The following is a 20,239-nucleotide window of genomic DNA, read 5'->3' as shown; positions in this document are numbered from 1 at the left end:
CGGGGTGACGGGAACGGGCCGGCTCATCGCTCCGCCTCCCCGCCGTCGTCCGCGGCGAGCAGCCCCGCGGGCAGCCGGGAGGCCAGGGCGCGCAACGCCCGCAGCTGCAGCTGCTTGACCGCCCCGGTGGACCGCTCGAGCACCTCGGCGGTCTCGGCCAGGCTCATCCCCTGGAGGAACCGGAGGACCAGGCAGTCGCGCTGGTCCTCGGGCAGCTCCCGCAGGCTCCGCAGCAGCACCTCGGAGGTGAGCCGGTCGAGCACGGCGTCCTCCGGACCGGGCTCCGGCTCGCCGTCCGCGACCTCGCCCGCGTCCTCGGTGACGGTCTCCAGCCGGGCGCGGGCCGAGCGGAAGTGGTCGTGGGCCAGGTTGCGGGCGATGGTCATCAGCCAGGCGCCGAAGTCGCGGCCCTGCCAGCGGAACTCCTGCATCGAGCGCAGCGCCCGGAAGAACGTCTCGGAGGTCAGGTCCTCGGCGAGCTGCACCGAGCCGGTGCGGTGGTGCAGGAACCGGTGGACGCTGCGGTGGTAGTGGTCGAAGAGGAGCCCGAAGGCCTCCTTGTCACCCGCGCGGGCCAGCTCCACGAGGGCGATCAGCCGGTCCCGCTCGGGCTCGGTCGCCTCGGTCGAGGTGGCCAGGCCCCGGTCGTCGCGCTGCCCCGGAGGTAGCGGCCGGCCGCCGCCGGCGCGCGCGGCCGGGACCTGGGGGCCGAGCCCCACAGCCTCGGTACGGAGCATCCCGTCGGTACAGAGCATTCCGTCGGCGGGGGTCAGCAGGGTCCGGAGAACCGCGAGGCGCAGCAGCTCGAGGCCGGGGACCACGTGGTCCGGCGACTGCCGCGTCCTCTCCAGCATGCCCAAGCCTCCCGTGCCAGACGTGCACCGAGGTTATTGAGCACTCACCTCGTTTGGGAAGGGGTCGCGGAGCAGTCTCCGCAGACGTGTCACATGGCGAGACCCGCCGGAAGGCGGACGTACGGGCGTCGGTCGTCAGGCGTGCGGCCGGTTGCGCGCCGCTAGCGCGGCCGCGATGCCGCCGGCCGCCGCCCCGCCGACGGCGCCGGTGAGCAGGCCGATCCGGGCCGCCTTGCGTCCGGTGCGGTAGTCGCGCACCTGCCACCCGTGGTCCCGGGCGTGGGCGCGCAGGGCGGGGTCGGGGTTGATGGCCACCGGGTCGCCGACCAGGGAGAGCATCGGCAGGTCGTTGATCGAGTCCGAGTACGCCGAGCAGCGGCTCAGGTCCAGCTCCTGGTGCTCGGCGATGGCGCGCACCGCCGCGGCCTTGGCGGGTCCGTGCAGCAGCTCGCCCACCAGCCGGCCGGTGTAGACGCCGTCCTGGTGCTCGGCGACCGTGCCCAGGGCGCCGGTCAGGCCGAGCCGGCGGGCGATGATGGAGGCGATCTCGATCGGGGCCGCGGTGATCAGCCAGACCCGCTGCCCCTCGTCGAGGTGCCGCTGGGCCAGCGCCCGGGTGCCGGGCCAGATCCGGTGGGCCATCACCTCGTCGAAGATCTCCTCGCCCAGCTCCTCCAGCTCGGTGACGGTGTGACCGGCGATGAAGGAGAGGGCGGAGTTGCGGGCGTCCGCGATGTGCTCGGGGTCCTCGACGCCCACGATCCGGAACCAGGCCTGCTTGTACATCGCCCCGAGGATGTCGCTGGTCCGGAAGAACTTGCGCTTGTAGAGGCCCTTGGCGAGGTGGAAGATGCTCGCCCCCTGCATCACCGTGTTGTCCACGTCGAAGAAGGCGGCGGCCGTCGGGTCGACCGGCACGGAGAGCGCCACCTCCACCTCGGCGGAGGCGGCGGCCGCCTCGCCGGCCAGCGTCGAGCGTCGCCGGAGGTCCGAGGGAGGTCCGGGATGGCTGCGGTGCTGTCCGGGCGGATTCACCCCGTCAGCGTAGTGGGCCAGGCCACCCCGGTTGTGGGAGTATCACCGGCATGCCGCGCCCTTCCAACGTCGCTGACCTGGTGGCGGACGCCTCCGCGGAGAGCCCCGACAAGCTGGCGCTGGTCGAGGTGGGAGGTCGCAGCCTGACCTGGTCCCAGCTCGACGACGAGGTGGGGCGCACGGCCGCCGGGCTGGGCCGGCTCGGCGTGCGCGCCGGGATGCGGATCATGATCGTCCTGGGCAACCGGCTGGAGTTCGTCACCTCCTACCTGGGTGCGCTCTCGGCGCAGGTCGTGGCGGTCCCGGTCAACCCCGGCTCCACGGCGTACGAGCTGGCGCGGATGCTGGCCGACTCCGGCGCGCGCCTGGTGGTGGCCGACGACGACACCGCGCCGGCGGTCCGCGAGGCGCTCGCCGTGCTCGACGGGGCCCGGGCCGGGCAGCCGGTCGCCGACGGGGAGCTGGAGCCCGAGCTGCTGGCCCGTGCCCAGGACCCGCGCCTGGTGGTGATCGGCGAGCCGGCCGGGGCGCAGGAGACGACGTACGACGACCTGGTCGCCGAGCCGGGCGGTCCGCTGCCTGCGCTCCAGGACCCGGAGAGCCTCGCGGTCCTGCTCTACACCAGCGGCGCCTCGGGCCGCCCGCGCGGCGCGATGCTCTCCCACCGGGCGCTGGTGGCCAACATCGAGCAGGTGGCCGCGGTCTCCCCGCCGATGATCCACGGCGACGACGTGGTGCTCGGCGTGCTGCCGCTCTTCCACGTCTACGGCCTCAACGCGGTGCTGGGCGGGGTGCTGCGGCACCGGGCCAAGCTGGTGCTGGTGGACCGCTTCGACCCCGAGGGCACGCTCGACCTGATCGACGACGAGGCGGTCTCGGTGGTCCCGGTCGCGCCCCCGGTGCTCGGCTACTGGATGCCGGTCGAGGGGCTGCGCGACCGGCTGGGCCCGGTCCGGCTGGTGCTCTCGGGCTCCGCGCCGCTGGGCGCGGAGGTGATGGACCGGTTCAGCGAGGCCGGCGGGGTCGAGGTGCACCAGGGGTACGGGCTGACCGAGGCCGCCCCGGTGGTCACCTCCACCCTGTGCAGCGCGCGCACGAGCGGCGACGCGAGCGGGACCGCGGTCGCCGGCCCGGGCGCGCCCGCGGCGGGCTCGCGCAGCTCCGGCTCGGTGGGCGCGGCGCTGCCCGGCATCGAGCTGCGGCTGGTCGACGAGCACACCGGCCACCTCGAGGGCGACGACCCCGGGGAGATCCAGGTCCGCGGCGACAACCTGTTCTCCGGCTACTGGCCCGACGGGTCCGGCGGGCCGGACGCCGACGGGTGGTACTCCACCGGAGACGTGGGCTACCTGGACGCCGACGGCGACCTCTACCTGGTCGACCGGGTCCGGGAGCTGGTCATCGTCTCCGGCTTCAACGTCTACCCCTCCGAGGTCGAGGACGCCGTCCGCGACGTCGAGGGGGTCCGCGAGGTCGCGGTGATCGGGACCCCGGACCAGGAGACCGGCGAGAGCGTGGTCGCCTACGTGGTGGCCACCGACGGGACCGATGCCGCGCAGGTCGCCGAGGCGGTGCGCGAGCGGGCGAGCCGGCGGCTGGCCCGGTTCAAGCAGCCGGCGCGGATCGAGGTGGTGCCCGAGCTGCCGCGCACCGCGACCGGCAAGATCCAGAAGGGCCGGCTGCGGGGGATCGAGCGCCGGCGCCGGCTCGCGCTGCTGGAGCAGCCTGCTGCAATGGAGACATGAGCGCACTCGAACAGACCCGTCACCTCGCCCGGGTGGTGGTCTACGGACGGCAGGGGTGCCACCTGTGCGACGACGTCCTCGACGTCGTCCGGCGCGTCTGCGCGGAGACCGGCGACAGCTGGACCGAGGTCGACGTCGACCAGGACGCGGAGCTCGAGGACCGGTTCACCGAGGAGGTCCCGGTGACCTTCGTCGACGGACGACAGCACGACTACTGGCGGGTCGACGAGACCCGGCTGCGCGCCGCTCTGGCCCGGGAGCGTCCTGCCCCATAACCCGGCACCCGGCGTCCTGACGAATTTTGTTCTCGCGTTCACAAACTCCTACAGTGAGAGAGCGCCGAGCGATTCCGGACCCGGACCCGACCGGGCCGTCGTTCTGGCTGGAAAGAAGAACCAGTGAGTGCACGGACTTCGCCCGACTCGGCTCGGGAGATCCCGGAGGCGACGGTCGCTCGACTCCCGGTCTACCTGCGAGCCCTGACCAGCCTGACCGAGGCTGGCACCGCGACGTGCTCCAGCGAGGAGCTCGCCTCCGCCGCCGGGGTCAACAGCGCCAAGCTGCGCAAGGACCTGTCCTACCTCGGCAGCTACGGCACCCGGGGCGTCGGGTACGACGTGGAGTACCTGCGCTACCAGATCGCCCGGGAGATCGGCGTCACCCAGGACTGGCCGGTCGTCATCGTCGGCATCGGCAACCTGGGCCACGCGCTGGCCAACTACTCCGGCTTCCGCAGCCGCGGCTTCCGGGTCGTGGCGCTGCTGGACGCCGACCCGACGCGGCACGGCGAGAAGGTCGCCGGCGTCGCGGTCCGACCCTTCGACCACATGGAGCAGATCGTCCGTGACAACGACGTGGCCATCGGCGTGATCGCCACCCCCGCCGCCGCCGCCCAGGACGTGGCCAACCGGATGGTCGCGACCGGCATCACCAGCATCCTCAACTTCGCGCCCGGCGTGCTGACCGTCCCGGCCGGTGTCGACGTGCGCAAGGTCGACCTCTCCATCGAGCTGCAGATCCTGGCCTACCACGAGCAGCGCAAGGCCCTGGTGACCCAGCCCGGAGCCGGGGACGACCTGCCGATGGTCGAGCACGGGAGCGCCTCGTGAGCGTCCTGGTCGTCGGCATCTCCCACAAGTCCGCCCCGGTGGCGGTCCTCGAGCGTCTCGCCCTGGACTCTCACGGCATCGCCCAGCTGGTCTCCGACGTGGTCGGGTGCGAGCACGTCAGCGAGGCCACGGTGATCTCCACCTGCAACCGGCTCGAGGTCTACGCCGACGTCGACCGCTTCCACGGCAGCGTCGAGGAGCTCTCCCGGCTCCTGGTCGAGCGGGCCGGGGCCAGCGCCGACGCGGTGCTGCCGCACCTGTACGTGCACTACGAGGACGGGGCGGTCTCGCACCTGTTCCACGTGGCCGCCGGGCTCGACTCGATGGTGATGGGCGAGGGGCAGATCCTCGGCCAGACCCGCGAGGCGCTGCGGCTCGGCCAGGAGCACGGCACGATGGGTCCCTCCCTCAACCTGCTCTTCCAGCAGGCGCTGCGGGTCGGCAAGCGCTCGCACGCCGAGACCGGGATCGACTCCGCCGCCCCGTCGATGGTGACCGCCGCGCTGCACCACACCACCGAGCCGCGAGGCGGGCTCACGGGCCGCAGCGTCGTGGTCCTCGGGGCCGGCTCGATGGCCTCCCTGGCCACCGCCACCGTCGCCCGGATGGGCGCCGGCCGGGTGACGGTCGCCAACCGCTCGCTGGAGAACGCCGAGCGGCTCGCGCAGGAGTACGGCGGGGTCGCGCTCCCGCTGGCCGAGCTGGACGCGGCCCTGGCCGACGCCGACGTGCTGATCACCTGCACCGGGGCGACCGGGATCCTGGTGAGCGCGCCGATGCTGGCCGCCGCCCGCGGCGAGCGCACCGAGCGGCTCGACATCATCGACCTCGCGCTCCCGCACGACGTGGACCCCGACGTCGCGGAGCTGCCCGGCGTGGTGCTGACCGGCCTGACCGAGCTCTCGGAGATGCTCGACGGCAGCGACGCCGCGCGCGACCTCGCCGGCGTCCGGGAGATCGTCGCCGAGGAGGTGCGCGCCTTCCTGGCCGCGCGTCGTCAGGCGAGCGTGACCCCCACGGTGGTGGCCCTGCGGACCATGGCCACCGGAGTGGTGGAGAGCGAGATGGAGCGGCTGGCCGCTCGGCTGCCGGACCTGGACGAGTCCGTGCGCAGCGAGGTGCGGCGCACCGTGCACCGGGTCGCGGAGAAGCTGCTCCACCAGCCCACCATCCGGGTCAAGGAGCTGGCCGGCGAGACCGAGCCGACGTCGTACGCCGAGGCGCTGGCCGAGCTGTTCGCCCTCGACCCCGAGGCCGTCTCGGCCGTCACCCGCGGGGTCCTGACCGGAGAAGGTGAGTCGCGATGAGCGCCCGTCCACTGCGCCTGGGCACCCGGGCCTCGGCTCTGGCCACCACCCAGTCGGGCATGGTCGCCGACATGGTGCGCGAGCGGCTGGGTCGCGAGGTCGAGCTGGTCGAGGTCACCACCCACGGTGACGTCAGCCGCGCCCCGCTGGCCTCGATGGGCGGGACGGGGGTCTTCGTCAGCGCGCTGCGCGACGCCCTGCTGGCCGGCACCGTCGACCTCGCCGTGCACTCCCTCAAGGACCTGCCGACCACGCCGGCCGACGGGATCACCCTGGCGGCCGTGCCGTCCCGGGAGGACCCGCGCGACGTGGTGGTCGCCCGCGACGGGCTCACGCTCGGCGAGCTGCCCAGCGGCAGCCGGGTCGGCACCGGCTCGCCGCGGCGTGCCGCGCAGCTGGCCGCGCTCGGTCTGGGCGTGGAGATCGTGGAGATCCGCGGCAACGTGGGCACCCGGATCGGCAAGGTCACCTCCGGGGAGCTGGACGCCGTCCTGCTGGCCCGCGCCGGACTGGCCCGGTTGGGCCGGCTGGGCGAGGTGACCGAGGTCCTGGACCCGCTGCAGATGCTGCCCGCCCCCGGGCAGGGCGCGCTGGCGGTGGAGTGCCGCACCGAGGACGAGGAGCTGGCCGCCGCGCTGGCCGCGCTGGACGACCCGCACACCCGTGCCGCGGTCGTGGCGGAGCGAGCCGTGCTGGCCTCCCTGGAGGCGGGCTGCAGCGCACCGCTGGGGGCGCTGGCCGAGGTGGTCGAAGGAGAGTCGGGGGACGAGCTGTGGATCAGGGCGGTGGCCCTGTCCGCTGACGGGGGCCTGTCGGTGCGGAGAAGCGCGACGGGCCGCCCAGAGGACGCAGCGGGCGTCGGCGCCCGCCTGGGGAGCGAGATGCTCGCCGAAGGCGCCAGTGACCTGATGGAAACACCGCACGAAGCAGCAGTGAGGAACCAGCACCCATGACCCGAGGAAACACCCCCCCGACCAAGACCCCGACCGGCTGGGTCTCCTTCGTCGGCAGCGGTCCCGGTGACCCCGGGCTCTTGACCGTGCGTGCCGTGGAGCTGATCAAGGAGGCCGAGGTGATCGTCACCGAGGCCCCCGAGCACGAGGACCTGGTCCGCACGGTGCTCGGCCTGGGGCCGCGCCCGGTCGACGAGGAGGAGCAGCAGCCCTCCGGCCCGGTGCTCGTCGACGGCGGCTTCGGCGAGGACGGCCAGCCGCTGACCCACGCCAGCCGCGCCCGCGTGGTGGTCAAGCACGGCAAGAAGCACCGCGTCGTCCGGCTGATGACCGGCGACCCGTTCCTCTACGCCTCCGGCCCCGAGGAGGCGCAGGCCTGCGTCAAGGCCGGCGTCGGCTTCGACATCGTGCCCGGTGTCTCGGCGGTCCAGGCGGTCCCGGCCTACGCCGGCATCCCGCTGACCGACAAGACCCACCGCGAGGTCGCGGTGGTCACCTGCGGTGGCTCGGTCGACTGGTCGCAGTACGCCGACGACCGCACCCTGGTGCTGCTCTCCGGCGTGGGCACCCTGGCCGAGACCGCCAAGGCCCTGTTGGCCGCCGGCCGGCCGCCGCGCACGCCCGTGGCGGTGACCCGCGTCGGGACCACCACCGAGCAGGCCACGCTGACCTCGACCCTGGAGAACGTGGCCGCCGACGTGCGCGCCGCCCGGGTCGCGCCCCCGGCGATCATCGTGATCGGCGACGTGGTCAACCTGCGCGAGACGCTCTCGTGGTTCGAGACCAAGCCGCTCTTCGGCTGGCGGGTCCTGGTGCCGCGCACCAAGGAGCAGGCCGGCTCGCTGTCGGCGCGGATCCGCGCCTTCGGCGGCGTCCCCGAGGAGGTGCCGACCATCTCGGTGGAGCCCCCGCGCAACCCGCTGCAGATGGACAAGGCGGTCCGTGGACTCGTCGAGGGCCGCTACGAGTGGATCGCCTTCACCTCGGTCAACGCGGTCAAGGCGGTGCGGGAGAAGTTCGAGGAGTACGGCCTGGACGCCCGCGCCTTCTCCGGCCTGAAGATCGCCGCGGTCGGCGACAAGACCGCCGAGGCGATCGCGGCCTGGGGCCTGCGCGCCGACCTGGTGCCGACCGGTGAGCAGTCCGCGGCCGGGCTGCTGGCCGAGTGGCCGCCGTACGACGAGCTGCTGGACCCGATCAACCGGGTCTTCCTGCCGCGCGCCGACATCGCCACCGAGACCCTGGTGGCGGGTCTGGTCGAGCTCGGCTGGGAGTGCGACGACGTCACCGCCTACCGGACCGTGCGGGCCACGCCGCCGCCGGCGCCGACCCGCGACGCGATCAAGACCGGCAAGTTCGACTCGGTGGTCTTCACCTCCTCCTCGACGGTGCGCAACCTGGTCGGCATCGCCGGCAAGCCGCACCCCTCGACGGTGATCGCGGTCATCGGCCCGGCCACCGCCAAGACCGCCGAGGAGCACGGCCTGCGGGTCGACGTGATGGCCTCCAAGCCGGACGTCGAGGTCCTGGTCGAGGAGCTCGCCGACTTCGGCGCCGCTCGTCGCCTGGCCATGCTGGAGGCCGGTCAGCCGGTCACCAAGCCCTCGGACCGCAAGGCCTCGGGCCGTCGCAAGGTGGGGACGAAGTAGTGCCCGCCGCAGCACCGGGCGAGGAGGCGGCCACCCCGGGAGGTCCCCCCGGGCACCTGGGGGCCGTCACCGGTCCGGTGCTGCGCCCACGGCGCCTGCGCACCACGCCGGCGCTGCGCCGGATGGTCGCGGAGGTCGCGGTGGAGCCGCGGCAGCTGGTGCTGCCGCTCTTCGTCCGCGAGGGGCTCAGCGAGCCGAACCCGATCTCCTCCATGCCCGGGGTGGTCCAGCACACGCGGGAGTCCCTGCGGGCGGCGGCCGCCGAGGCGGCCGAGCTGGGGCTGGGCGGGGTGATGCTCTTCGGCATCCCCGAGCGCAAGGACGCCGTCGGCTCCGGGGCCGTGGACCCCACCGGCATCCTCAACCTGGCGATCACCGACGTGGTCGCCGAGGTCGGGGACACGCTGACGGTGATGAGCGACCTGTGCCTGGACGAGTTCACCGACCACGGGCACTGCGGGCTGCTCACCGCCGACGGCCGGGTCGACAACGACCGGACGCTCGCGGTCTACGCCGAGATGGCGGTGGCCCAGGCCGACGCCGGCGTCGACATGGTCGGGCCGAGCGGGATGATGGACGGCCAGGTCGCCACCATCCGTACCGCGCTGGACGCGATGGAGCACACCGACGTTTCGATCCTCGCCTACTCCGCGAAGTACGCCTCGGCGTTCTACGGTCCCTTCCGCGAGGCGGTCGACTCCAGCCTCGAAGGCGACCGGCGTACCTACCAGCAGGACCCCGCCAACGCGGTCGAGGGCGTCCGTGAGGCGCTGCTCGACATCGAGCAGGGCGCGGACCTGGTGATGGTCAAGCCGGCCCTGGCCTACCTCGACGTGGTGCGCCGGGTACGCGAGGCGGTCGACGTGCCGGTCGCGGCGTACAACATCTCCGGGGAGTACTCGATGGTCGAGGCGGCGGCCGCCCGCGGCTGGATCGACCGGGAGGCCGCGATCCTGGAGACGCTGACCTCGATCCGCCGCGCCGGCGCCGACGTGATCCTCACCTACTGGGCCAGCGAGGCCGCCCGGCTGCTCCGCCGCTGACGGTCCCGGTCTGCTTCCCGGCCCCGCCGCTCAGGCGAGGCCGGGGAAGAGCCACGTCTCGACGCAGGACCGCACCTCGTCCGTCTGGTCGAGCCGCACGCCCGACTCCAGGCAGAGCGTCAGCGCGTGCGTCACGGCGGCGGCGTAGGCGTCGGCGGAGATGGTCCCGTCCTGCAGTCGGGCGGCGAGCCCGCTGCGCTGCACCAGCGCCTCGTCGGGCACCGGCACGTTGGCCGGGTCCGGCGTGGCCAGCGGTCCCGCGGTCGCCGGCAGCGCCGGGAGCACGTACGGCGGCACTGTCGGCGTCGGCGTCGGCGTGGGCTCAGGCGTGGGCGTGGGTGTCGGCGTCGGCGTCGGCGTCGGGGTGGGCGTCGGCGTGGGCTCAGGCGTCGGGGTGGGCGTCGGCGTGGGCTCAGGCGTCGGGGTGGGCGTCGGCGTCGGCGTGGGCTCAGGCGTAGGCGTGGGCGTCGCCTTCGGCGGCCGCACCACCTCGACCGGACCCAGCTTGATGCCGGGGTCCCGCGGGGGGACGGGCACCTGCTTGATGCGGGGTCCCTGGGGTCCGGAGCGCCGGGGTCCCTGCCGGCCGGACTCCTGCGGGGTGCCCGGTGCCCGGGCCTTCCCGACCTGGCGGACCTCCCGGCCACGCTCGACCGGCGCAGCCGGGTTCTCCCGGGGCTGCGCCTGCGGGGCGGGAGAGCCCGCAGCGCCCGGCGATCCCGGCAGACCGAGCCCGGGTGACCCGGGGGCCCACGGCACCGAGGAGGCCGCGAGCTGGGCGGCGTCGGCGTACGGGTCCACCTCGGCCCCGTCGCGGTAGGCGTCGGCGAGCGCGACGACCAGGGCGACGTAGTCGGGGGAGCGGTTGTAGCGGTAGACGGCCTCCTCCAGCGTCCGGGAGTCGGCCAGGGAGTCGGAGCCGGAGCAGAGGTAGACCGCGCTGGCCAGGGCGGCGTCGTCCAGGTCCTGCGGGTCGCGGGTGCCGTCGCCGTCGCCGTCGACGCCCACCGCGGCCCAGGTGGAGGGGATGAACTGCATGGGGCCGACCGCGCGGTCGTGGCGGCGGTCGCCGTCCAGCCGACCCTGGTCGGTGTCGGGGATCCGGCTGGTGCCTGCGCTGCCGTCCAGCGCGATGCCCACGATGGCGGGGGTGGCGCGTCCCCGGGTGTCCAGGGTGCTGCCCCCGTGGCGGCCGTGGTCGGACTCGACCCGCCCGATCGCGGCGAGCACCGGCCAGGTCAGCTCGCACCCGGAGTCCGCGGACCGCATCACCGCCTCGGCGAGCTGGTAGGCCGCGAGCGCGGGGGCGGGGATGGTGCCGGCGTCCAGGCTGCCGGGGACGCCCCGGGCGGGGACGGTCCGGGTGACGCTGCCCCCGTCGTCGGCCGGCGTGGTCACCACGCGCTCGGGGAGGTCCTGGACGCTCCCGGGCTCGGTGTACGGCTCGGCGGGGACGCGGGGGGTCCCCAGGACGTCCTGGGCGGCGGGCTGGACGATGCCGCCCAGCGTGGCGGTCCACCCGAGGGTGAGCAGCACCAGCGGCACGCCTGCGGCGGCACGTTGCCACCCTCGGAACCGGGTCTCCGCCATGCCGCACCTCCTCGCCCGCGCCGTACCCAGCTAGTGTGCTCCCGGTCACGGCCCAGGAAAACCGTCCTCGGACCCTTGCATCCGGGGCCGGAATGGCCGATTGGGAGCCTTTGGAGCGGTGCGCGACAATGGCGCGGTGACGTCCCCCAACCCGGCCTCGGCCGACCTCTTCGCGCGCGGGCAGGCAGTCACCCCCGGTGGGGTCAACTCCCCGGTCCGCGCGTTCAACGCGGTCGGCGGGACCCCTCGCTTCATCCGCTCCGCCGCCGGCGCCTGGCTCACCGACGTCGACGGACGCGAGTACGTCGACCTGGTCTGCTCCTGGGGCCCGATGCTGCTGGGCCACGCCCACCCCGAGGTGATGGGGCAGGTCCAGGCCGCGGTCGCCCGCGGCACCTCCTTCGGCACCCCGACCGAGCCCGAGGTCGAGCTGGCCGAGGAGATCGTGCGCCGGACCCCCGTCGAGCGGGTCCGCTTCGTCTCCAGCGGCACCGAGGCGACCATGTCGGCGATCCGGCTGGCCCGCGGCTTCACCGGCCGCGACGTGCTGGTCAAGTTCGCCGGCTGCTACCACGGCCACGTCGACGCGCTGCTCGCCGAGGCCGGCTCCGGGGTGGCCACCTTCGCCCTTCCGGGCACTCCGGGCGTCCCGACCTCGGCCACCGACCTGACCCTGGTGCTGCCCTACAACGACCGCGCCGCGGTCACCGCCGCGTTCGCCGAGCACGGGCCGCGGATCGCGGCGCTGATCACCGAGGCGACCCCCGGCAACATGGGCGTCGTCCCGCCCGAGCCGGGGTTCAACGAGTTCCTCGCCGCCACCTGCCGCGAGGCCGGGGCGCTGTTCATCTCCGACGAGGTGATGACCGGCTTCCGTGCCACCGCCCAGGGCGGGTGGGGCCTGGACGGCGCGCACGAGGGCTGGACGCCGGACCTGATGACCTTCGGCAAGGTGATGGGCGGCGGCTTCCCCGCCGCGGCCTTCGGCGGCCGCGCCGACGTGATGAGCCACCTGGCGCCCGAGGGGCCGGTCTACCAGGCGGGCACGCTCTCGGGGAACCCGGTGGCGACCACCGCCGGGCTGGCCACGCTGCGGCTGGCCACCGACGAGGTCTACGCCTCCCTGGACGCCACCGCGACCACGATCAAGGAGGCGGCCTCGGCCGCGCTGGCCGACGCCGGGGTGGCCCACCGCGTGCAGTCCGCCGGCACGATGTTCTCGGTCTTCTTCGCCGACGGCCCGGTGCGCGACTTCGCCGGCGCCTCCCGCCAGGACACCGCCGCCTACGCGGCCTTCTTCCACGCGATGCTGGACGCCGGCGTCTACCTCCCGCCCTCGGCGTACGAGTGCTGGTTCGTCTCCGCGGCCCACGACGACCGGGCCGTGCAGCACGTGCTGGACGCCCTGCCGATCGCCGCGAAGGCCGCCGCCGCGGCCCAGGAGAGGACCCGATGACCGCGAAGACGATGGTCCACCTGCTCCGCCACGGCGAGGTGCACAACCCCGAGGGCATCCTCTACGGGCGCCGCGACGGGTTCCACCTCTCCGAGCTGGGCCGGCGGATGGCCCAGCGGGTCGCCGACGTGATCGGCGACCGCGACGTCGTCCACCTGCGCAGCTCGCCGCTGGAGCGGGCCCGGGAGACCGCCGCCCCGCTGGCCGCCGCCCGCGGGCTGGAGCCGGTGATCGACCCCCGCGTGATCGAGTCGAGCAACAAGTTCGAGGGGATCGACTTCGGCGAGGGCGCGATGACCCTGCTGAAGCGACCGCACCTGTGGCGCTACCTCTACAACCCGTTCAAGCCCTCCTGGGGCGAGCCGTACCGGGAGATGGCCGCGCGGATGATGGCGGCCGTCGAGGACGCTCGCGACGCGGCCCGCGGCCACGAGGCGGTCGTCGTCTCCCACCAGCTGCCGATCTGGACCACCCGGCTGGCCGCCGAGAACCGCTCCTTCGTGCACGACCCGCGCAGCCGCGAGTGCACGCTCTGCTCCCTGACCACCCTCCACTTCGAGGACGACCGCCTGGTGCGGCTCACCTACTCCGAGCCCGCGGGCGACCTGATCCCGGTCAAGGACCGGGGCGCGCCGTTCTCGGCCGGTGGGGCGCCCGAGGAGAAGCGACCCTGACCGTGCGACGCATGACCCGGGCCGCCGCCGCCCTGCTGACCTCCTGCCTGCTGCTCGCCGGTTGCTCGGACCTGTCCGGGGCCGGGGAGAAGGGCTACGTCTCCGGCGACGGCCAGGTGCGGGTGGTGGCCTCCGAGGAGCGCGGTGAGCCCGTCGACTACGCCGGCCAGGACCTGGACGGCGAGCCGCTCGCGCTGGCCGACTCCCGAGGCCAGGTCACCGTGATCAACGTCTGGGGCTCCTGGTGCGTGGACTGCCGGGTGGAGATGCCCGACCTGCTCGAGGCCGCCGAGAAGACCAAGGGCGTGGCCACCTTCGTCGGGATCAACACCCGCGACCACGACACCGCGCCGGCGCAGGCGTTCGCGCGCAACGTGGGCATGTCGTTCCCCTCGTTCTACTCACCCGACGGCAAGGCGCTGCTGCCCTTCGCGGGCACCATCCCGCCCCGGGCCATCCCGTCCACCGTCGTGCTCGACGAGGAGGGCCGGGTGGCCGGGACGATCATCGGCCGGCTGCCCTCGGCGCTGACCCTGGTCGACCTGGTCGAGGACGTCGCGGACCCGGGCGCTCGCGATGGGTGAGTGGTTCAGCGAGCAGGCCGCCGTCGGCTCGCTCGCGCTGGCCGTCCCGGTGGCGATGGTCGCCGGGCTGGTCTCCTTCTTCTCCCCGTGCGTGATCCCGCTGCTGCCCGGCTACCTCTCCTACGCCACCGGGCTCTCGGGGGCCGAGCTGGCCGACGGCGAGGCGGACCGGCGCCGCGGCCGGATGCTGCTCGGCTCGCTGCTCTTCGTGCTCGGCTTCGCCGCGGTCTTCGTCTCCCTGGGCGCGATCTCCGGAGCGCTGGGGGAGTGGCTGATCACCTGGGAGCGGCAGATCACCGTGGTGCTCGGCCTGCTGACCATCGTGCTCGGCCTGGCCTTCGCCGGGCTGCTGCCGTGGTTCCAGCGGGACTGGCGGGTGCACAAGGTGCCGGCCGTCGGCCTGGCCGCCGCCCCGTTCCTGGGGGTGCTCTTCGGCCTCGGCTGGACCCCCTGCGTCGGCCCCACCCTCGGGGTCATCCTCAACCTGTCCTACACCGAGGCGAGCGCCGGCCGTGGCGCCCTGCTCTCGGCGTTCTACTCCCTGGGCCTGGGCCTGCCGTTCGTGCTGGCGGGCCTGGCCTACAGCCGGGCGATGCGCGCCTTCGGCTTCTTCCGTCGGCACCAGGCCTGGATCATGCGGTTCGGCGGCCTGCTGCTGGTGGCGGTCGGCGTCGCGCTGGTCACCGGCTTCTGGGAGCAGATGGTCACCTGGGTCCAGACGACCCTCGTCAGCAACTTCGAGGTGAGCGTGTGAGCGCGTCCGTCACCACCCCGCCGCGTCCTTCCGGACCGAGCCCCGACCCCGGCCGCCGCCCCGGCGAGCTCGGCCTGCGCGAGCTGGGGCGCTGGACCTGGCGCCAGCTGACCTCGATGCGCACCGCGTTGGTGCTGCTGCTCCTCCTCGCCCTGGCCGCCGTGCCCGGGTCGGTGGTGCCGCAGGAGAACATCGACGCGCTGGCCGCCTCGCGGTGGAAGGAGTCGCACAGCACCCTGGCGCCGATCTACGAGCGCCTCGGTCTCTTCTCCGTCTACGAGACCCCGTGGTTCGCCGCGATCTACCTGCTGCTGATGATCTCCCTGGTCGGCTGCATCGTGCCGCGCACGCTGGTCTACGCCAAGGCGCTGCGCGCCCGCCCGCCCCGGGCCCCGCGCAACCTGACCCGGCTGCCGGACTCCACGACGTACGAGACGGACGCCTCGCCCGAGGAGGCGCTCGCCGGCGCCCGCGAGGTGCTCAAGGGCCGTCGCTACCGGGTCGACACCTCGCCGGAGGACAGCGAGGACCGCTGGGTCGCCGCCGAGCGCGGCTACCTGCGCGAGGCCGGCAACCTGCTCTTCCACCTCTCGATCATCGTGGTGCTGGTGGGCTTCGCGATGGGCAGCCTGCTCGGCTACAAGGGCGGGGTGATCGTGCTGGTCGGCAACGGCTTCTCCAACAACCTCACCCAGTACGACGAGTTCGAGCCCGGCAGCCTGTTCCGCTCCGACTGGATGGAGCCGTTCGCCTTCGACGTCACCGACTTCGACGTGGAGTGGCTGACCTCGGGCCCCGCGGCCGGCCAGGCGCGCAAGTTCGTCTCGCACCTGTCCTACACCGAGGAGCCGGGCGCCGAGCCCCAGGAGTACGACCTGCGGGTCAACCACCCGCTGACCATCGGCAACACCGACGTCTTCCTGATCGGCCACGGCTACGCCCCGGTGATCACGATCCGCGACGGCAACGGCGACGTGGCCTGGTCCGGCCCCTCGATCTTCCTGCCCACCGACACCTCCTTCCGGTCCTTCGGAGTGGTCAAGGCCTCCGACGCGCGGCCGGAGCAGATCGGCCTGCAGGGCGAGCTCTACCCGACCTTCGCCTTCGAGGGCGGCAAGGACGGCATCGGCCCGTACTCCTCCTTCGGCAACGCCGCCGACCCGCTCATCTCGATGACGGTCTGGCGCGGTGACCTGGGGATGGACGACCCGGGCCCGCAGTCGGTCTACGTGCTCGACACCAGCAAGGCCGAGCAGGTCACCCAGGCCGACGGGTCGATGTTCCGCCTCGACCTGCGCCCCGGCGAGGAGGCCGAGCTGCCCGACGGGCTCGGCACGGTGAGCTTCGACGGGCTCCAGCGGTGGAACAAGATCCAGATCAGCCAGACCCCCGGCAAGCTGGTCGCCCTGGGTGGCGTCTCGCTGGCCCTGGTGGGCCTGGTCGGCTCGCTCTACATCCGGCCGCGCCGGGTGTGGGTGCGGGCACGCCGCACCGGCAGCGGGCCCGAGGCCCGCACGCTGGTGGAGATCGCCGGTCTCGACCGTGCCGGCGGCGGTGACGTCGCGAGCGAGCTCGCGGAGGTCAGGACAGGCATCATGGGGACCGCGCCCGCCGCGGACGACCCTGGTACGGACGCAGGTAACCAGAAGGAGCAGTCGTCGTGACCGACGTTCAGTGGGAGACCCTCAGCAACCAGGCGGTGGCAGCCGCCGGCGTCGTCTACTTCCTGGCGCTGCTGAGCTACCTGGTCGAGTGGACGGCGCTGCGCAAGCTGCCGGCCTACGAGAACCCGACCACCGGGCGCACCGCGATGTTCGGCAGGCTGGGTCTGCTGCTCACCGTGATCGGCACGGCGGTGCACTTCGTCGCGCTGCTCGGACGCGGCATGGCCGCGGACCCCAACCGGGTGCCGTGGGGCAACATGTACGAGTTCACCGTCTCCGGGTCGTTCTTCGTCTCCCTGCTCTTCCTGGTGCTGCTCCGGCGCTTCTCGCTGGACTGGATGGGCCCGCTGGTGGTCGGCTTCGTGCTCTCGGTGCTGATGGCCGCGGTGGTCTGGCTGCACGCGCCGGTCGCCCCGCTGACCGAGGCGCTCTACTCACCGTGGCTGGTGATCCACGTCGTCTCCGCGGTGATCGCCACGGCGGCCTTCACCCTGGGCGGCATCACCTCGCTCCTGTTCCTGCTCAAGAGCCGCAGCGAGCGCCGGGCGACGTCCGACCGGGCGCCGGCTGCGGCCGGGGCCGAGAGCAGCGGCGGTGGCGTCGGGGTCGCATACGCCGACGACGCCCCGGGCGAAGCTGCGACCACCGGCTACCTGGCCCGGATCCCCGACTCCACCACGCTGGACCGGCTCTCCTACCGGATGCACGCCTTCGCCTTCCCGGTGTGGACCTTCGCCGTGCTGATCACCGGACCGATCTGGGCGCACGAGGCGTGGAGCTCCTACTGGAGCTGGGACCCCAAGGAGGTCTGGGCGTTCATCACCTGGGTCGTCTACGCGGCGTACCTGCACGCGCGGACCACGGCCGGCTGGAAGGGCCGTAACGCGGCGATCCTGGCCCTGGTCGGCCTGGCGACCCTGTGGTTCAACTTCATCGGGATCAACTTCTTCTCCACCACCTCCCAGCACTCCTACGCCGAGGGCGCGCCGGCGATCGTGCAGCCCTGGGAGGCACCGGCCCAGACCGGCCACACGCCCGTCTGAGCCCGGGTCCCGACCCTCCGCGAGTTCCACTAAGGTGCGAAGGACCAGTCGAACGCACCGACCCACGGGGGAACCATGAACCGAAACTTCACGCTGGCCGGCGCTCTCGCCGCCGTCCTGCCGCTCGCGCTCACCGGCCTGGGCCCGGCCTCGGCCTCGGAGCCCAGCGCCCGCGCCGCCGCGCCCTACACGGTGACGGCCAAGGCCAACATCAAGACCGCGGTCGCCAAGGAGGACACCGTCCGGGTCACGGGCAGGGTCGCGCCCCGGGCCGCAGGCCAGCAGGTGGTCCTCCAGCAGCGGCTCGAGGGCAAGAACAAGTGGAACGTGTCCGGGACCGGCAGGATCAAGAAGAACGGGAAGTTCGTCCTCACCGACGACCCCCGCACTCCGGGGACCCGCTTCTACCGGGTGCTCAAGCCGGCCAGCGGCAAGACCAAGGCGGGCACCAGCAAGGAGCTCGAGGTCGTCGTCTACCGCTGGGAGCGACTGACCAGCCGGTCGGCCGGCCCGACGGAGAACCTCACCTTCGGCTCGGTCGACATCGCCACCGACTCCTACCCCTTCAGCCTCTCGACCCGTGAGGCCGACGCACCGGGGTCGGTGGAGTACACGCTGGGTCGCAAGTGCCGCACCCTGCGAGCGACGTACGCGCTCACCGACGCCTCGCCGTCCGGCTCCACCGGCACGGTCACCGTCTCGACCGACGGCGCCGGCCGGGTCAGCAACGCGCTGACCATCGGGACGGTCGTGGAGGACCAGGAGATCAGCCTGACGAACGTCTTCCGGCTCAGGTTCGACGTCGCCTCGGCGCTGGGCGGCGTCGCGGCGATCGGCACGCCCGAGGTGCTCTGCACGCGCTGATCCTGTTCCCCACCGGCGGGAGGGGAGGGGTCAGGCCGAGTCCGGCTCGTCCTTCTCCCGCCGGCGGCGCTCGCGCTCGAGCCGGCGCAGGAAGTCGGGGTCGTCGTCGGGGCCGAGCACCTGCGGGGGCGCCTGACGGGGCCGCGGGCCGGGCTTCGGGGCGCGGCGGCCGCGCTTCTCCAGCATCCGGGTGACGGCGTAGATGGCCAGGGCGACCACCAGCACGACGATCAGGATCTTCAGCACCCCTTCATCGTAGGTGCCAGGTGGTGGGTGTCACCCCGGCGCAGGAGGGAGGGCCACGTCGGCGGCCCGGTCGGACGCCGACCTAGAGTGGGGGCGTGAAGCCGTTCCTGGTCTACAACGCCCTGCGCCTCGTGCTGCTGCTCGCCTCGCTGGCCCTGGTGGTGGGCGTCTGGTCACTGTTCTCCGACGAGGTGCCCCTGCTGTGGGCGGCCGTCGTCGCGCTGGTCATCTCCGGCATCAGCTCCTGGTACGTGCTGGCCCGCCCGCGCGAGCAGGCGGCCCTGTGGATCGAGCAGCGTGCCGAGCGGGCGAACGCCGCCTTCGAGGCGCGGCGCTCGCGCGGCGACGAGGACTGAGCGGACCCAAGACCGTCCCGACCGTCCAGACCTGTGAGGTGAGGCGCGTGGCCCTCGAGTTCGACACCCTTGACCCGTTCGACGAGAGCGCGGACAACCTCACGCGGCTGCGCGGCTGGGCCGACGCGACCGGCCGGGCCTTCCACCAGGCGCGGCTCACCGACGAGGGCTTCGAGGTCTGGCTGGCCGCCTCCCGCGGCTTCGAGCCGAGGATCCGGGGCGCCTGGGTGCCGGCGGGCGAGTTCGGCGCCGGACCGGTGCCGGCGGCGACCTTCATCTCCTTCGCCGGAGAGCTCAACACCGGCGCCGAGCTGCTGCCGCTGCACATGATCAGCGACGTCAGCGTCAGCCCCTCCCACCGCCGCCAGGGGCTGCTGCGCCGGATGATGACCGAGGACCTCGACCACGCGGTCGCCGAGGGCCGGCCGCTGGCCGCCCTGACCGTCACCGAGGGGTCGATCTACGGGCGGTTCGGCTTCGGTCCGGCCACCTGGCGCGCGCAGGTCGAGGTGGACGTCAGCGCGCGCTTCGCGCTCCCCGGGGTCGAGCCCTACGGCCGGATCGCGATGCTGGCCCCCGACACCATGGGCACCCTGCCGCGCGACCTCTTCGGCGCCTGGCACCGGCGTTCCCGCGGCTCCCTCTCCCGACCGCCGCACTACGACATCGTGACCCGCAAGAGCTGGGACTGGCAGGAGCAGGCCCCGGACCGCAAGCTGCGCGGCGCCGTCCACCTCGACGACGCGGGCGTCCCCGACGGCTTCGTGCTCTACCGGCACCAGGGCTGGGACCGGCCCCGCACGGTCCAGGTCGAGGACCTGGTGGCCGTCTCGCCGGCCGCCGAGCTGGCCCTGTGGCGCTTCCTGGCCGAGATGGACCTGACCGACGTGCTCAAGGCCTCGGCCCCGGTCGAGGACCCGTTGACCTGGGCGCTGGCGGACCCGAGGAGCCGCCGGTTGACCGAGGTCGGCGACCACATCTGGCTGCGGGTGCTCGACGTGCCGCGGGCACTGGAGGCTCGCCCCTGGTACGGCGACGGCGAGGTCGTGCTCGAGGTCGCGGACCCGATGGGGCACGCGGCGGGACGCTGGCGGGTGACGGCGCGCGACGGCGCGGCGACGGTCACCCCCACCGACGACCCGGTCGGCGTGCACACCGACGCGAGCACCCTGTCGAGCCTCTACCTCGGTGGGGTGCGCACCCGGACGCTGGCCGACGCGGGCAGGCTGCGCGGCGAGCCCGAGCAGCTGACCGCCTGGGCCGCGATCGCCGACGGTGGGCCGGCGCCCTTCTCCCGCACCTCGTTCTGAGCG

General features: G+C 73.6%; 20 protein-coding genes. 16 read left to right on the top strand and 4 right to left on the bottom strand.

Translation table 11 applies throughout. The features are described 5' to 3' along the window. Positions 1–23 precede the first annotated feature (23 nt). On the bottom strand, positions 24–854 hold the full coding sequence (locus tag H8838_RS17100) for a sigma-70 family RNA polymerase sigma factor (protein ID WP_224766217.1): 831 nt from the start codon (positions 852–854) through the stop codon (positions 24–26). A 135-nt stretch (positions 855–989) separates the two neighbouring features. Continuing rightward, complete coding sequence (locus H8838_RS17095; protein WP_185994516.1) at positions 990–1,889, bottom strand: HAD family hydrolase; 900 nt, start codon at positions 1,887–1,889, stop codon at positions 990–992. Between the two features lie 50 nt (positions 1,890–1,939). Between H8838_RS17095 and H8838_RS17090 the strand changes: the two genes are divergently transcribed. From H8838_RS17090 to hemB, 7 genes are all read left to right on the top strand, one after another. Further along, positions 1,940–3,634: a class I adenylate-forming enzyme family protein gene (locus tag H8838_RS17090; RefSeq protein ID WP_185994517.1), complete on the top strand. Its 1,695-nt coding sequence runs from the start codon at positions 1,940–1,942 to the stop codon at positions 3,632–3,634. Next, positions 3,631–3,909, top strand: coding sequence for a glutaredoxin family protein (locus tag H8838_RS17085; RefSeq protein ID WP_181311849.1), 279 nt, complete (start codon positions 3,631–3,633; stop codon positions 3,907–3,909). The genes H8838_RS17090 and H8838_RS17085 overlap by 4 nt, the downstream gene beginning before the upstream one ends. A 123-nt stretch (positions 3,910–4,032) precedes the next feature. After that, the gene (locus tag H8838_RS17080; RefSeq protein ID WP_185994518.1) at positions 4,033–4,743 is read left to right on the top strand and encodes a redox-sensing transcriptional repressor Rex; all 711 of its coding nucleotides are present in this window, start codon (positions 4,033–4,035) and stop codon (positions 4,741–4,743) included. Further along, positions 4,740–6,050, top strand: a complete 1,311-nt coding sequence (locus H8838_RS17075) for a glutamyl-tRNA reductase (RefSeq protein WP_185994519.1) — start codon at positions 4,740–4,742, stop codon at positions 6,048–6,050. Before H8838_RS17080 ends, H8838_RS17075 begins: the two co-directional genes overlap by 4 nt. Then, the gene (gene hemC / locus H8838_RS17070; protein WP_181311846.1) at positions 6,047–7,003 is read left to right on the top strand and encodes a hydroxymethylbilane synthase; all 957 of its coding nucleotides are present in this window, start codon (positions 6,047–6,049) and stop codon (positions 7,001–7,003) included. The genes H8838_RS17075 and hemC overlap by 4 nt, the downstream gene beginning before the upstream one ends. Then, complete coding sequence (locus H8838_RS17065; protein WP_181311845.1) at positions 7,000–8,652, top strand: bifunctional uroporphyrinogen-III C-methyltransferase/uroporphyrinogen-III synthase; 1,653 nt, start codon at positions 7,000–7,002, stop codon at positions 8,650–8,652. Before hemC ends, H8838_RS17065 begins: the two co-directional genes overlap by 4 nt. Before the next feature lie 56 nt (positions 8,653–8,708). Continuing rightward, positions 8,709–9,695: a porphobilinogen synthase gene (hemB, locus tag H8838_RS17060; protein WP_185994749.1), complete on the top strand. Its 987-nt coding sequence runs from the start codon at positions 8,709–8,711 to the stop codon at positions 9,693–9,695. Positions 9,696–9,725: 30 nt separating this feature from the next. Here hemB and H8838_RS20305 read toward each other — a convergent pair whose 3' ends face one another. Continuing rightward, complete coding sequence (locus H8838_RS20305) at positions 9,726–11,285, bottom strand: lytic transglycosylase domain-containing protein (protein ID WP_317983769.1); 1,560 nt, start codon at positions 11,283–11,285, stop codon at positions 9,726–9,728. Between the two features lie 136 nt (positions 11,286–11,421). Between H8838_RS20305 and hemL the strand changes: the two genes are divergently transcribed. The 7 genes from hemL (at position 11,422) to H8838_RS17020 (ending at position 18,324) form a co-directional block, all read left to right on the top strand. Continuing rightward, positions 11,422–12,741 carry a glutamate-1-semialdehyde 2,1-aminomutase gene (gene hemL, locus H8838_RS17050; RefSeq protein WP_185994520.1) on the top strand — a complete coding sequence of 440 codons (1,320 nt, stop codon included), beginning with the start codon at positions 11,422–11,424 and terminating at the stop codon, positions 12,739–12,741. Further along, positions 12,738–13,415 (top strand): histidine phosphatase family protein, encoded by a 678-nt coding sequence (locus tag H8838_RS17045; RefSeq protein WP_185994521.1) that lies wholly within the window; start codon positions 12,738–12,740, stop codon positions 13,413–13,415. Before hemL ends, H8838_RS17045 begins: the two co-directional genes overlap by 4 nt. Positions 13,416–13,426: 11 nt before the next feature. Then, a complete protein-coding gene (locus tag H8838_RS17040; RefSeq protein WP_185994522.1) occupies positions 13,427–13,999 on the top strand; it encodes a TlpA family protein disulfide reductase in 573 nt (190 codons plus the stop codon). Then, complete coding sequence (locus tag H8838_RS17035) at positions 13,992–14,753, top strand: cytochrome c biogenesis CcdA family protein (RefSeq protein ID WP_185994523.1); 762 nt, start codon at positions 13,992–13,994, stop codon at positions 14,751–14,753. The genes H8838_RS17040 and H8838_RS17035 overlap by 8 nt, the downstream gene beginning before the upstream one ends. Further along, positions 14,750–16,417, top strand: a complete 1,668-nt coding sequence (resB, locus tag H8838_RS17030) for a cytochrome c biogenesis protein ResB (RefSeq protein WP_185994524.1) — start codon at positions 14,750–14,752, stop codon at positions 16,415–16,417. The genes H8838_RS17035 and resB overlap by 4 nt, the downstream gene beginning before the upstream one ends. Continuing rightward, on the top strand, positions 16,414–17,460 hold the full coding sequence (gene ccsB, locus H8838_RS17025) for a c-type cytochrome biogenesis protein CcsB (RefSeq protein WP_185994525.1): 1,047 nt from the start codon (positions 16,414–16,416) through the stop codon (positions 17,458–17,460). The genes resB and ccsB overlap by 4 nt, the downstream gene beginning before the upstream one ends. Positions 17,461–17,535: 75 nt before the next feature. Further along, complete coding sequence (locus H8838_RS17020; protein WP_181311838.1) at positions 17,536–18,324, top strand: hypothetical protein; 789 nt, start codon at positions 17,536–17,538, stop codon at positions 18,322–18,324. A gap of 30 nt (positions 18,325–18,354) precedes the next feature. Here H8838_RS17020 and H8838_RS17015 read toward each other — a convergent pair whose 3' ends face one another. Continuing rightward, complete coding sequence (locus H8838_RS17015) at positions 18,355–18,570, bottom strand: hypothetical protein (RefSeq protein WP_181312130.1); 216 nt, start codon at positions 18,568–18,570, stop codon at positions 18,355–18,357. 95 nt (positions 18,571–18,665) lie between these two features. Here H8838_RS17015 and H8838_RS17010 point away from each other — a divergent pair, with 95 nt between their 5' ends. Continuing rightward, positions 18,666–18,926: a DUF4229 domain-containing protein gene (locus tag H8838_RS17010; protein WP_181311837.1), complete on the top strand. Its 261-nt coding sequence runs from the start codon at positions 18,666–18,668 to the stop codon at positions 18,924–18,926. 47 nt (positions 18,927–18,973) lie between these two features. Next, entirely contained in the window at positions 18,974–20,236 is a 1,263-nt protein-coding gene (locus H8838_RS17005) for a GNAT family N-acetyltransferase (RefSeq protein WP_185994526.1), read from the top strand. Positions 20,237–20,239: the final 3 nt, after the last annotated feature.

It is taken from the genome of Nocardioides campestrisoli (genome assembly GCF_013624435.2).
GTDB lineage: Bacteria > Actinomycetota > Actinomycetes > Propionibacteriales > Nocardioidaceae > Nocardioides > Nocardioides campestrisoli.
This window is presented reverse-complemented; position numbering and strand designations above follow the sequence as displayed.